Annotated in this window: 14 protein-coding genes; 11 read left to right on the top strand and 3 right to left on the bottom strand. The window is 30.2% G+C overall.

Annotated elements, in window-relative coordinates; translation table 11 throughout:
- Positions 1 to 1367, top strand: a 1367-nt coding sequence (locus CAMP5053_RS06270; RefSeq protein WP_337217490.1) for a pentapeptide repeat-containing protein, incomplete at its 5' end; no start/stop codon positions are given.
- Between the two features lie 10 nt (positions 1368 to 1377).
- Positions 1378 to 1758 (top strand): YbgC/FadM family acyl-CoA thioesterase, encoded by a 381-nt coding sequence (locus CAMP5053_RS06265; RefSeq protein ID WP_039617902.1) that lies wholly within the window; start codon positions 1378 to 1380, stop codon positions 1756 to 1758.
- On the opposite strand, the gene CAMP5053_RS06260 is transcribed toward CAMP5053_RS06265, so the two are convergent.
- The 3 genes from CAMP5053_RS06260 to CAMP5053_RS06250 are packed head-to-tail and all read right to left on the bottom strand — an operon-like array spanning position 1736 to position 4034.
- A complete protein-coding gene (locus CAMP5053_RS06260) occupies positions 1736 to 2953 on the bottom strand; it encodes a hypothetical protein (RefSeq protein ID WP_337217489.1) in 1218 nt (405 codons plus the stop codon). The genes CAMP5053_RS06265 and CAMP5053_RS06260 overlap by 23 nt on opposite strands.
- Positions 2950 to 3561 carry a uracil-DNA glycosylase family protein gene (locus CAMP5053_RS06255; RefSeq protein WP_214126113.1) on the bottom strand — a complete coding sequence of 204 codons (612 nt, stop codon included), beginning with the start codon at positions 3559 to 3561 and terminating at the stop codon, positions 2950 to 2952. The genes CAMP5053_RS06260 and CAMP5053_RS06255 overlap by 4 nt, the downstream gene beginning before the upstream one ends.
- Positions 3561 to 4034: a GNAT family N-acetyltransferase gene (locus CAMP5053_RS06250; RefSeq protein WP_337217491.1), complete on the bottom strand. Its 474-nt coding sequence runs from the start codon at positions 4032 to 4034 to the stop codon at positions 3561 to 3563. The genes CAMP5053_RS06255 and CAMP5053_RS06250 overlap by 1 nt, the downstream gene beginning before the upstream one ends.
- Before the next feature lie 138 nt (positions 4035 to 4172).
- On the opposite strand from CAMP5053_RS06250, the gene rpmH reads away from it, so the two are divergent.
- The 9 genes from rpmH to purH are packed head-to-tail and all read left to right on the top strand — an operon-like array spanning position 4173 to position 13193.
- A complete protein-coding gene (rpmH, locus tag CAMP5053_RS06245; RefSeq protein WP_012661270.1) occupies positions 4173 to 4307 on the top strand; it encodes a 50S ribosomal protein L34 in 135 nt (44 codons plus the stop codon).
- Positions 4304 to 4630: a ribonuclease P protein component gene (rnpA, locus tag CAMP5053_RS06240; protein WP_214100535.1), complete on the top strand. Its 327-nt coding sequence runs from the start codon at positions 4304 to 4306 to the stop codon at positions 4628 to 4630. Before rpmH ends, rnpA begins: the two co-directional genes overlap by 4 nt.
- The gene (gene yidD / locus CAMP5053_RS06235; RefSeq protein ID WP_039617892.1) at positions 4618 to 5001 is read left to right on the top strand and encodes a membrane protein insertion efficiency factor YidD; all 384 of its coding nucleotides are present in this window, start codon (positions 4618 to 4620) and stop codon (positions 4999 to 5001) included. Before rnpA ends, yidD begins: the two co-directional genes overlap by 13 nt.
- Positions 4965 to 6545, top strand: coding sequence for a membrane protein insertase YidC (yidC, locus tag CAMP5053_RS06230; protein ID WP_337217488.1), 1581 nt, complete (start codon positions 4965 to 4967; stop codon positions 6543 to 6545). The genes yidD and yidC overlap by 37 nt, the downstream gene beginning before the upstream one ends.
- Positions 6529 to 7374: a Jag N-terminal domain-containing protein gene (locus CAMP5053_RS06225; protein WP_337217487.1), complete on the top strand. Its 846-nt coding sequence runs from the start codon at positions 6529 to 6531 to the stop codon at positions 7372 to 7374. The genes yidC and CAMP5053_RS06225 overlap by 17 nt, the downstream gene beginning before the upstream one ends.
- The gene (gene mnmE / locus CAMP5053_RS06220; RefSeq protein ID WP_337217486.1) at positions 7371 to 8699 is read left to right on the top strand and encodes a tRNA uridine-5-carboxymethylaminomethyl(34) synthesis GTPase MnmE; all 1329 of its coding nucleotides are present in this window, start codon (positions 7371 to 7373) and stop codon (positions 8697 to 8699) included. Before CAMP5053_RS06225 ends, mnmE begins: the two co-directional genes overlap by 4 nt.
- A 14-nt stretch (positions 8700 to 8713) precedes the next feature.
- The gene (gene purL, locus CAMP5053_RS06215; protein ID WP_337217485.1) at positions 8714 to 10891 is read left to right on the top strand and encodes a phosphoribosylformylglycinamidine synthase subunit PurL; all 2178 of its coding nucleotides are present in this window, start codon (positions 8714 to 8716) and stop codon (positions 10889 to 10891) included.
- A 2-nt stretch (positions 10892 to 10893) separates the two neighbouring features.
- On the top strand, positions 10894 to 11664 hold the full coding sequence (locus CAMP5053_RS06210) for a TerB family tellurite resistance protein (RefSeq protein ID WP_087699476.1): 771 nt from the start codon (positions 10894 to 10896) through the stop codon (positions 11662 to 11664).
- Positions 11661 to 13193, top strand: a complete 1533-nt coding sequence (purH, locus tag CAMP5053_RS06205) for a bifunctional phosphoribosylaminoimidazolecarboxamide formyltransferase/IMP cyclohydrolase (protein ID WP_214126107.1) — start codon at positions 11661 to 11663, stop codon at positions 13191 to 13193. The genes CAMP5053_RS06210 and purH overlap by 4 nt, the downstream gene beginning before the upstream one ends.
- Positions 13194 to 13205 lie beyond the last annotated feature (12 nt).

Below are 13205 nucleotides of genomic sequence, written 5' to 3'. Positions count from 1 at the left end.
GATTTATACAAACAAAATTCTTAGCTGAATATACAAATCAAGAAATCACAGAAAATAATTTTAGAGAAGCGGTTTTTAAAGGTAAAACTTCTTTCGCTAGGGCAGAATTTAAAGCTAGGGTTAATTTTAATATGGCATGCTTTGAAGGCGAAGCTAGATTTATACAAACAAAATTCTTAGCTGAATATACAAATCAAGAAATCATAGAAAATAATTTTAGAGAAGCGGTTTTTAAAGGTAAAACTTCTTTCGCTAGGACAGAATTTAAAGCTAGGGTTAATTTTAATATGGCACGCTTTGAAGGCGAAGCTAGATTTATAGAAACAAAATTCTTAGCTGAGCATACAAATCAAGAAATCATAGAAAATAATTTTATAGAAGCAGTTTTTAAAGGTAAAACTTCTTTTGATAAGGCAGAATTTAAAGCTAGGGTTGATTTTAGCATAGTGCGTTTTGAAGGTGAAGCTAGTTTTATAAACTCTTCTTTTTTTAAAAATATAATCATATTTAGCGAAGTGGAATTTAATAATGTTAAATTTATTTCCAGTAAAAAACGTAATACAACTAATACCAATGATACAACAAAACAAATATACCATTTTCAAGATATTACTTTTAAAGGCATTGTCAATTTTGAAAACATACATATAGAGTATTTAAATTTTAAAAATGTAATATTTAACAATATCGTAGTTTTTGACAATGCCACTTTAGATAACAAACCAAAATTCATAAATTGTACTTTTTCTAATCAGTTTAATATAAAGCATGATTGCATACAATATGACTATAATGAATTAAAAGAAAAAAATAAAAATACTTATGATGAATTTTTAAATTTTAGAGATTTATTTAGAAAATTAAAAAGCAATCGCATAGCTCATCACAATCTAATCGATGCTTCAGAATTAAGAGCACAAGAGCTTTATGCTAGAGAATTGGAGCTAAAACATAAAGAAAATAAAAATTTAAAAGATACTATCGAGCAATACCAACTTCTCTTTTATCGCAAACTTTGCGATCATCATACAGATTTAGTTTTAAACGTAAAATGGCTAATTTTTACCATAGCTTTATATATCTTACTTATAGGAAAAATTTGGTATATATACCCCATAGCATTAATAAGTTTTTTTATTATTGATGTTTTTTTAAAAGCAAAAAATACTTCTATAATAATATCATCTATAATAATTTTTATAACATTATGCAATCAACCCAAAATGATTTTAGCAATACCAAATTTATTAAGTAATGATTTTAACTGGTGGCAAAATTTAATCACATCAATTTATATCATAGTTTTCGGTTTAATCATCTTTTCCTTGCAAAAAACAGCAAGAAAAAACACTATCATACCAAACTAAAGGATTTTAAATGCAAATACGAATTTATTATGAAGATACCGATGCAGGTGGAGTTGTGTATCATAGCAACTACTTAAAATTTTGCGAAAGAGCAAGAAGTGAGATTTTTTTTCAAAAAAACGCAAAAATTTTTGATAAAAACACAGGACATTTTCTACTTACTAAAGCAAATTGTAACTTTTTAAAACCCGCTAAACTTGGAGATCTTATAGAAGTAAAAACATTTATCACAAAGCTTAAAAAAGCCTCAGTTTGTATAAAACAAGAGATTTATAAAGAAAACACCAAGCTTTTTGAAGCTGATTTTACCCTAGCTTTTTTAAAAAATGAAAAAGTAGCCCCTATAGATGAGGCTATAGCTAGAGTTTTTACTGATCTTGCAAAGGAGTAAAACCTAAGCCTTGCGAGCGTATGATCTTAACCTTATAGTCAAATTGATTATTATTTAAACTCTCATCGAAAATTCTTTGAGAGTCTTTATCTAAAAACTGCGTATAAAAATAATCAAGACCCACGCTAGTTGCATACGCTATCCAGTTATAGTTAATATTTTGCGAAAAAAGCTCATTAAGATAGCTTAGAGTTTGATCCTCATTAGAAATGGAATTTGCTAGCAAAAGTTTTTTTCTATCATTAATTTGCGTTAAGCTTAGTAAAATAGGATTATAATTAATCTGAGTTGATAATAACACAAAAGGCTCTATATCATAAGTTCTTATTTGCGAGCTTATGAGCGCTGTTTTTATCAAAGAAGTATTTAAAATAATACTAGAATCTTGAAAACTTCTATTTTGATTTAAAATGCTTCTAAAATCAAATTTAGAACTATTAATAGTATAAATTTTCTCACTACCATTCCTTGCGTTTAAAACATTCTCATCTAAGCGATTTGCCAAAGGTGTTCCATCTGAAAAAATAATATTTTTACCATTTGAATACTCTAAAAGTCTTTGAATTTGTTTTTGATAATCTATACTTCCAAAATATACATTTTCATTTTGCGTATCAAAATTTCTTTTGTGCGCAGTTGGTATGAAAACTTTTACATTAGAATCAAGATTTTCTTTTAATAAAATTTTCACACCCTTATCTGTAAAACCTGCGATGATATAATTAAATTTCTCATCTTGAGCTTGTTTAAAAGCTTTAGCTATTTTGCTCTCATCTTCAGTGCCTATTAAAAACACCTTTACTTTTATTTGCGCTCTTTGTCTTAATAAATACGCTATGCTTGAATTTATAATAGTATTAGAGTAGCTTTTAATCGTTTGCTCAGGTAAAATAATAGCTAATTTTATGCTAGCATTTTTTTGAATTCTTTTTTCAAAATCTATAATGGAGTTTAAAAGTTTAGTATAGATATTAACCAAAAGTTCATTTGCATTATCATTGTTAAATCTTGATAAAAAATTAAAATAAAGTCCTGTTTCTAGCAAAGTAAACAAACAATCATTATCGCAATTTTGAAATTCTAAATTAGGATAAAAAGACTCGCTAGGTTCTATGGGTGATGGCTTTTGTTCTTTTGCAAAAACACTTAAAGTTAAAACAAAACTCATCATCAAACAAACTAAACTTTTTCTCATAAATAACCTTTTATTTTTTTAATATCATCTATAAATTCAGTATAAAAGCTAGGATTTTTACTCACAAAATTCAAATCATAACTTGGCAAAAGCAAAGCATTATTAAAACGCATACATTGCCCTTTGTATTTTTGAAAATTCTCAAAACCCAAACTCGCAAAAGCTTCTTGACCAAGACATAAAATAATCTTTGCTTTTACAAAATCAAGCTCGTTATAAAAATATGGCAAGCATAATTTTAATGCTTGATCATCTATTTTAAAATTACTAAAACATTTAAACATATAAGAAAAATATATTTCATCTTCTTTTAAATTTAAAAGCTCTTTAAATAATCTTAAAAACTCTTGCTTATTTTTAGAAGCAAAAAACTTTCCACTTTCATTTTCTTCTTTATCAACAAAAGCTTGGTAAATCAAAATTTTAGCATTTTTGGCTTCTTTTTCCATTAAACTATACTTTCTTAATTTGGAAAAATGACAAAGATTGCAAGTTTTCACTCTTTCATTTAATTCTTTAAAACTTAAGTTAAAATGTCTAATTTGCTTTTGTTCGTTAAAGTATTCATAGCCAAAAGCTTTTAGATAATACAAACTACGCTTATTCATCACATCAATGCTTCTAAATTTTCACCCTCTAAACGATAAGTTCTCCACTCACTCATATGTCTTGCATTTAACTTGGTATAAAATTCAATGCCCAAATCATTATCATTTAAACAAACCCACTCTAAGCGTTTAAGATTTTTTTCTTTACAAATTTGTGCTAAGTATTTAAAAACAGCTCTAGCATAGCCTTTTTTTCTATGTTTTGGCTGTATGTAAATATCTTCTAAGTACAACCCACCCAAGCCCCAAAAAGATGAAAAAGTAAAATAATACATCACATAACCTATTATCTCGCCATCAACCTTTAAGCTCAAAGCCTTAGCATATTCATGTTTAAAAAACGATTCTTTAAGTTCTTTAGTTGTGCATTTTACATCATCAAGCATATTTTCATGAATAGCAAGTTCTTTGAGTAATTCCAAAATTTTTTCTAAATCTTCTTTTTTACTCTCACAAATTTCAAAAGCCATTATTTTTCCTTAATTTATAAAATAAAATCAAAATTTAGCAAAAAGTTTTAAAATAACTCTTAATTAAAAGCAGATTTAAGTAAGATTTTGCTAACATACTCGCTTATTATTTTGTTTTTTATTTTAAGTTAAGGAAAAAATATGAAAAGAACATACCAACCACATAAAACCCCTAAAAAAAGAACTCACGGCTTTCGTGTACGTATGAAAAGTAAAAATGGTCGCAAAGTGATCAATGCTAGACGCGCTAAAGGTAGAAAAAGATTAGCGGTATAAAAGATTTTCTAAGTATTAACGACTTAGGAGAGTTTGCAGCAATTTATAAAGAAGGTAAAAAATGGCATTGCGAAGGCATGATCATCTTTTACATTTTAAGTGATGAAAAAAAATTCGCTGTTGTTGCTAGCAAAAAAGTTGGAAAAGCTGTCGTAAGAAATAGAGCCAAAAGGCTCTTAAGATCAGCTTTTTTTCAGGTTAAAAATCAAGTTGAAAACGGAAAATACATACTTGTAGCCAAAACAAGTATTAATGAAATTCCTTTTTTAAAATTAGAAAAAAACTTGAAATGGGGTTTGAAAAAAATAGGATGTATAAAATAGCTTGTCTAAAACTTATCAGATTTTATCAACTCTTTATCAGTCCTTTTAAACCACAATGCTGTAGGTATTACCCAAGTTGCTCTGAATATGCCTTGTGGCAATTTAAAAAAAATAATATTTTTAAAGCATTTGGTGCAGTTTTTTTAAGAATTTTAAAATGCAATCCGTTTTTTAAAGGTGGTATTGATTATCCTAAAATACGCAAGAATAATCTAAACTCAGGTATATGTTTTAAACCTAGTTTTAATGCTTTAAAACAACTCAACTATCTTTATATCCCTTGCAACGATAATCAATTTTTTTTAATTAAGATTATATTTCCAAAGGACAATCCGTGTCAGAAAATTTATCTCAACAAAAACGCATATTAATTGCTGTTGTATTATCATTTTTATTTTTTGTAGTTTATGATTATTTTTTTATCCCCAAAGCTCTACAAACTGAGCAAAATATCACCCAAATAGAACAAAACAATTCAGCCCCACAAAGCACTACAAACACAAACACCCAAGCTCCAAAAACAGAACTTAGTGTTAATCAAAAAGAAGAAATAGCAGTTGTTAAAAGTGAGCATTTTGAAGCACATATTGACTCTTTAGGTAGAATAGCTAAGTTTTATCTAAGTGATGAAAAATATAAAGACGAAAATGGTAAAAGTATTAATCTAGTAGATACTTCTTTATCGCCTTTACCACTAGAAATAAGATTTAGCGATGCAAAAATCAATCAAGAAGCTTTTAATACTTCATACACCACAAGTCAAAAAACTATCAATGTAAGCGATGAAAACACAACCTTAATCCTTACTCAAAATCTAAACGATTTAGTAGTAACTAAAAAAATCACTTTCCATAAATATGGAAACTATGATTTAGAGGTTAATCTAAGCAAAGACACAGCTTATTTTATCACTCCAGGTTATCGTCCAAATATAGCAGTTGATAGCTATACAGTGCATGGCGTTTTAATCTTAGATAAAGATGATAAAATCACAATGTTAGAAGATGGTGATGTAGAAAATGATGAAAGTTTTTCTAATGTAACCCTTATGGCAGCTTCAGATCGCTATTATAGTGCTTTCTTTTATAATTTTGAAAAACCACTTAATGCTGTAGTTACTAAAGATAATCACGAAAACTCTATCGTTTTTGCAAGTGCGACAAATACTTTTAAAGCAAGCGGTTATGTTGGCTCAAAAGAGCATGAAATTTTAAGAAGCATTCATGCGGATTTAGATGATGTTGTAGAATATGGTTGGTTTACTTTTATAGCCAAGCCTATGTTTGAATTTTTAAATTTTTTACACGGCTACATGGGTAACTGGGGTTGGGCTATTGTAGTGATGACTTTAATCGTGCGTATTATTCTTTTCCCACTTACTTATAAATCAATGATTTCTATGAATAAACTCAAAGATTTGGCACCTAAAATGAAAGAAATCAGAGAGCGCTATAAAGGTGATCCGCAAAAAATGAATTTACATATGATGGAACTTTATAAAAAACATGGTGCAAATCCTATGAGCGGGTGTTTGCCTATACTCATTCAAATTCCAATTTTCTTTGCAATTTATAGAGTTTTACTAAATGCCATAGAACTAAAAGCTGCACCTTGGGCTTTTTGGATTACAGATTTATCTGTAATGGATCCATGGTTTATTTTACCTATATTTATGGGTCTAACTATGTTTATCCAACAACTTATCACACCAATGGCCATACAAGATCCTATGCAAGAAAAGATTATGAAATTTTTACCATTAATTTTCACTTTCTTCTTCTTAACCTTCCCAGCAGGTTTAACTTTATATTGGTGTGTAAATAATATATGCTCACTTATTCAACAAGTGATCGTAAATAAACTTTTCAAAAACCACAAAAAAGAGGAAATAGCTAAACATGAACATAGAAGCTAAAGACTTACAAACCGCACTCATAGAAGCCTCAAAGCAACTTGAGTGCTCTGTGATTGATCTAGAATATGAAGTTATTCAGCATGCTAAAGCAGGATTTTTTGGTTTGTTTAGAAAAAATGCTATTATTTGTATCAAAGAGCATAAAAAAATTCAAAAACCTCATCAAGAAAAAACTAAAAAATTTCATAATGAGAAATTTAACAAGCATACGCAAAAAAACTTTGATAAAAACGAACCGAAGAAAGAATACAAAGAAAATTTTCAAAAACCAATTGAAGATATTGCTCAACCTAAGGAGCATTATAAAGTAAAAAATGATGCCATTTTTGATTCATTTCATAAAGAATCTTCAGAAGAAAGAAATATCACTTCTTATATCGATGAGATAAAAATTTCATTAGAAAAGCTACTAGCAACTTTTGATTTTGACATCAAGGTTATACAAGTTAGTGTTTGGGATGAAAATTGTGTATTGATAAAACTTGATGGAGAAGATGCGGCTTTACTTATAGGCAAAGAAGCTCATAGATATAAGGCTTTTTCTTATTTGCTTTATAATTGGCTTAGCGCTAAATACAAAATTCAACCAAGACTAGAAATTGCTCAATTTTTAGAAAATCAAACCCAAGCTATAGAAAATTATTTAAAAATTCTTATAGAAAAAGTAGAAAACACAGGAAGAGTTCAAACAAAACCACTTGATGGAATTTGGCTAAAACTTGCTTTAGAAAAATTAAGAGAACGCTTTCCTGACAAATATGTAGCTATCAAACAAAATGACGATCAAAGATACATCGTTGTGAATGATTTTTTGAAGAAAAATGAATGAATGATACTATAGCTGCCATTGCCACAGCCCATGGAGTGGGCTCTATAAGTATTATTAGAGTAAGTGGAGAAAAAGCTTTAGAGCTTGCATTAAAAATTACCCACAAAAAAGAACTAACACCACGCTATGCACATTTGTGCAAACTTTATAAAAACAACAACGATTTTTTAGACGAAGCCTTAGTAATTTATTTTAAAGCGCCCTACTCTTTTACAGGAGAAGATATAGTAGAATTTCAACTCCACGGAGGCTTTTCTTTAAGTGAAATTTTACTTGATGAGCTTATTTTAGCAGGAGCGCGTCTTGCTAACCCTGGCGAATTTAGCAAAAGAGCTTGTTTAAATGGCAAGATGGATCTTTTAAAAGCTTTAAGCATACAAGATGCCATCATGTCAAAGTCAGCAAGTGCTGCAAATATCATAGCAAAAAATATTAAAGGTGATTTAAGTAAATTTTTAAATTCTATTAGAATAGATCTTGTTCAAACCCTTGCTTTTGTAGAAACTAGCATTGATTATGCCGATGATGATTTACCACAAGATTTACTTGATCAAATTATCACTATGTGCGAAAAAAATTCAAAACTTTTACGTAATATAGTAGATATTTCTTTAAGCAAAAAAGGACTTATAGAGGGCTTTAAAGTTGCTATTATCGGTAAACCAAATGCAGGAAAAAGTTCCTTGTTAAATTCACTTTTGGCTTTTGATAGGGCTATTGTTTCTAATATTGCAGGTACCACAAGAGATCGTATCGAGGAAAGTTTAAAAATAGGCTCGCATTTAATCAAAATCATCGACACAGCAGGTATAAGAAATGCAGATGATGAGATAGAAAAAATCGGAGTTAATTTAAGCTATGAAAGCATTAAAGAAGCAGATATCATCATAGCTGTTTTTGATGGTTCTAAAGAATTTGAAGAAGAAGATGAGCGTATTTTACAAGCTTTAAAAAATTGTGATAAAAAAATCATTTATGTTTTAAATAAAAGCGACCTAGTTACCAAATTTCAACATGAAATTAGCACTTCTTGTATACGCATTTGTGCTCAAGAAAACACCCAAGCCATAAAGGAAAATTTAAATGAATACTTAAATACTTTAGATGGTGATGGAATGCTAATAAGCAATACCTTAATACTCAATGCCTGCAAGAATGCTAGCGAAGCTATTTTGCGCGCAAGGGATTTATTAAAAGAAAGTTCTTTAGAACTTTTTGCTTTTGAACTAAATTTAGCCATAGGAGAAATAGCCCAATTTACAAAAGATTTTGAAAGAGATGAAATTTTAGATGCTATGTTTAGTAATTTTTGTTTAGGTAAATAAAAAAAGGAGAGAAAATGGATAAAGAAATTATAAAACAACACAAAATTAGCGATGAGGAATATCAAGAAATTTTAAATATATTAGGTAGAGAGCCTAATTTGCTAGAGCTTGGAGTAATTTCTGCTATGTGGAGCGAGCATTGCTCATATAAATCAAGTAAAAAATACCTTAATGGCTTTCCAACTAAAGCTCCTTGGGTAATCCAAGGTCCTGGTGAAAACGCTGGAGTAATAGATATAGGCAAAGGAATGGCGGCTGTATTTAAAGTAGAAAGTCATAATCACCCAAGTTTTATAGAGCCTTTTGCGGGCGCAGCTACAGGTGTGGGCGGAATTTTGCGCGATGTTTTTACCATGGGTGCAAGAGTTGTTGCGGGTATGAATTCTTTAAAATTTGGTAATATCCATGATGAAAAAATAGGCAAACATCAAAAATATTTAGTTAAAGGTGTGGTAAGCGGAATTTCACACTATGGTAATTGCATGGGTGTACCTACCATAGGTGGAGAATGTGCTTTTGATGAGTGTTTTAATGGAAATATCTTAGTTAATGCTTTTGCACTTGGAACTTGCAAAATCGAAGATATTTTTTATGCAAAAGCTGAAGGTGTAGGCAATCCTGTAATTTATGTAGGTTCAAAAACCGGTCGTGACGGGCTTGGTGGAGCAGTGATGGCAAGTGATAGTTTTAATGAATCTAGTAAAAGCTTAAGACCAACTGTGCAAATTGGCGATCCATTTGCTGAAAAATTATTAATGGAAGCTTGCTTGGAACTTTTCAAAACTGATTATATAGTTGGAATTCAAGATATGGGTGCAGCAGGACTTACTTCAAGCTCTTTTGAAATGGCAGGACGCAGTGGTAGCGGCATGAAACTTTACCTTGATAAAACTCCTATGAGAGAAGAAGGTATGACTCCTTATGAGTTAATGTTAAGCGAATCTCAAGAAAGAATGCTAATTTGCGCTAAAAAAGGCTATGAAGAAAAAGTTATTGAGATTTTTAATAAATGGGGGCTTGATGCAGCTATTATAGGCGAAGTTACAGATACTGGCAAAATGGAGCTATTTTGGCATGATGAATTAGTTGGTTTAATCCCGATTGAGCCACTAAGTGAAAAAGCACCTATACTTGATAGACCTGTAGCTAAACCAAAATACTTAGATGAAATAAAAAACTATCAATTTAAACTTAACATTCCTACTCAAGAAGCATTTGAAAAACTTCTTGCAAATGAAAATGCTAACGATAAAGCCTATATTTATGAGCAATTTGACTCAAGCGTACAAACTAATACTTTAAAAAGCGATGGAGCTTTAGGAGCAAATAGCATTAGAATTAAAGAAAACAATTGCTTACTTTCTATGGCAATTGAGTGCAACTCAAGATTAAACTATGTAAATCCAAAAATCGGCGCAGCAGCAGCCGTTGCAAGTGCAGGTAGAAAAATAGCATGCTCAGGAGCTAGACCTTTGGCAATTAGTGATTGTTTAAACTATGGCAACCCGCAAAATCCTGAAGTAATGTGGCAATTTGCACAAGGTTGTGAAGGCATTAAGCTCGCTTGTAAAGAACTCAATACCCCTGTAGTAAGTGGCAATGTTTCTTTATATAACGAAACCGATGGAGTAAGTATTTTTCCGAGTCCAACCATAACTTGTGTTGGAGTAAATGAAAAAGCAGAAAATGTTTTAAAATCATATTTTAGTAAAGACACTAGAGCTATTTATCTACTTGGAGAAAGCAAAGGTGCTTTTGGTGGATCTTTGATTGCTAAAGTACTAGATCAAAAAGTGGCAGGAGAGCTTGAAGATATAGATTTTAACGCAGAATTAAAACTATGGGATTTCTTACTAAAAGCAAACGAAGCAAAATTGCTTGATTGTGCTAATAGCATAGGCATAGGTGGTCTTGCTATCACTTTAGCTAAAATGAGCGCAAAGGCAAATTTAGGTATTGAAGTAAAGACTGATTTTGAAGATAAGAGTTTTATTTTTGAAGAAAGTCCAACAAGAGTTATAGTTGGTGTTAAAAATGAAGAAAAATTTATCAAATTTGCAAATGAAATGGAAATTAAATTTACAAAACTTGGAAATTTAAATGAAAAAGATTTTATTTTAGATGATATTAAGATATCTTTAGCAAAACTACAAACAATTTATTTTGATAAATTTAATGAATATTTAGGATAAAAATGCTTTTTGTTTTACTTGTATTGGCAATTTTGGCATTTTATTGGTATTATAAAACATGGGGTAAAGATGATCTTTTGGGCTCTTTTAAAAAAGGAGCTAAAAGTTTCTCTCAAGGTTTTAAACAAGGCTATCACGAAGAAAGAATTGATGGATTTAAAAGAAGATTAAACTACTATGTTATAGCACTTTTAGCAAAAATAGCAAAAAGCGATGGCAGAGTTAGTGAAAATGAAGCTAACATGATCTCACAAATTCTTGATTACAATGCCAAAGATTCAAGAGAAAGAGAATTTTTAAAACAAAGTTTTAATGAACACAAAAACACCTTAAATGACACCTATGAAGTAGCCAAAGAACTCATCAAGGAAGTACCTTTACCTCAACAAGAAAGAATTAATATATTAAATGTTTTGGTCGCAATGGCCTTGATTGATGGGGAACTTAACAGCACTAAAAAAGATGTATTAAAAGCCATTATCAAAGCCTTTAATCTTGATGTAAACATACTTGAGAGACTTCTAAATTCTATGCAAACTCAAAAAGTAGGTATGAATTTGCAAAAAGCATGTGAGATTTTAGGTGTAAGCGAAAATGTAAATTTACAAGAGCTTAAAAAACGCTATAGAGAACTTGCTAAAAAATATCATCCTGATATTTTAAACGCAAACAACAGCGATGAAGCAAAAATAAAAGAAGGTGTAAAAAAATTTCAAGAAGTTAATGAATCTTATGAATTTTTAAAACAATACATAGAAAGGAAAAATCAATGAAAGCACTAATTAGTGTTAGTGATAAAGAAGGAGTGGTAGAATTTGCTAGTGAGCTTGCAAAATTAGGTTTTGAGCTTTTATCTACTGGAGGTACTTACAAGCTTTTAAAAGAAAATAACTTGCAAGTACAAGAAGTTAGTGATTTTACTCAAAGCCCTGAAATGTTTGAAGGACGCGTAAAAACCTTACACCCAAAAATTCATGGTGGAATTTTATACAAAAGAGAAGATGAAAATCACCAAAAGCAAGCTAAAGAGCATAATATTGAAAGCATAGACTTACTTTGTGTGAATTTATATCCTTTCAAAAAAACTACAATTTTAACCCAAGATTTTGATGAGATTGTAGAAAATATTGATATCGGTGGTCCTGCTATGATACGTAGTGGTGCAAAAAACTTTAAAAATGTCATTGTAGTTTGTGATATTTTAGACTATGATAAAATCATACAAGCCTTAAAAGATAATACTTTAGATCTTGATTTTAGAAGAGCATTGATGATCAAAGCTTATGAGCATACAGCAAATTATGATGCTTATATAGCAAATTATATGAATGAGCGTTTTAATGGTGGTTTTGGTGCAAGTAAATTTATTGTTGGTCAAAAAGTGTTTGATACAAGATATGGAGAAAATCCTCATCAAAAAGGCGCCTTATATGAATTTGATGACTTTTTCACACACAATTTTACAACCTTAAAGGGTGAAGCAAGTTTTAACAATCTAACCGATATCAACGCAGCTTTAAATTTAGCAAGTGCTTTTGATAAAGCTCCAGCAGTAGCCATTGTAAAACATGCAAATGCTTGTGGATTTGCCATAAAAGAAAACTTACTCCAAAGCTATATCCATGCGCTTAAATGCGATACCTTAAGTGCTTATGGTGGGGTTGTAGCTATCAATGGAACTTTAGATAAAGAACTGGCACAAAAAATCAATGAAATTTATATAGAAGTAATCATTGCAGCAAATGTAGATGATGATGCTTTGGAAGTATTTAAAGATAAAAAGCGTATTAAAATCTTTACACAAAAAGCGCCATTTTTAACTAGAGCTTATGACAAATATGATTTTAAACATATAGATGGTGGTTTTGTATATCAAGATAGTGATGAAGTTAAAGAAGATGAATTAAAAAATGCGGTGTTAAAAAGTGAAAGAAAAGCTAGCGAACAAGAATTAAAAGATCTTGAAATAGCTATGAAAATTGCTGCATTTACCAAATCAAATAACGTAGTTTATGTAAAAAATGGTGCTATGGTGGCTATTGGCATGGGCATGACAAGTCGTATTGATGCAGCTAAAGCAGCTATTAATAAAGCCAAGGAAATGGGACTTGATTTAAATGGTTGTGTTTTAGCAAGCGAGGCTTTTTTTCCATTTAGAGATAGCATAGATGAGGCCAGCAAAATAGGTGTAAAAGCCATCATCGAACCAGGTGGAAGTATAAGAGATGAGGATATCATCCAAGCTGCTAATGAATATGGTATTGCATTATATTTTAGTGGCGTAAGACACTTTTTACATTAATACAAGGAGTTT

Source organism: Campylobacter sp. S4:11 (assembly GCF_024723695.1).
Lineage (GTDB): Bacteria > Campylobacterota > Campylobacteria > Campylobacterales > Campylobacteraceae > Campylobacter_D > Campylobacter_D jejuni_C.
The sequence above is the reverse complement of the archived record's forward strand: the minus strand, read 5'-3'. Positions and strand labels throughout refer to the sequence as shown.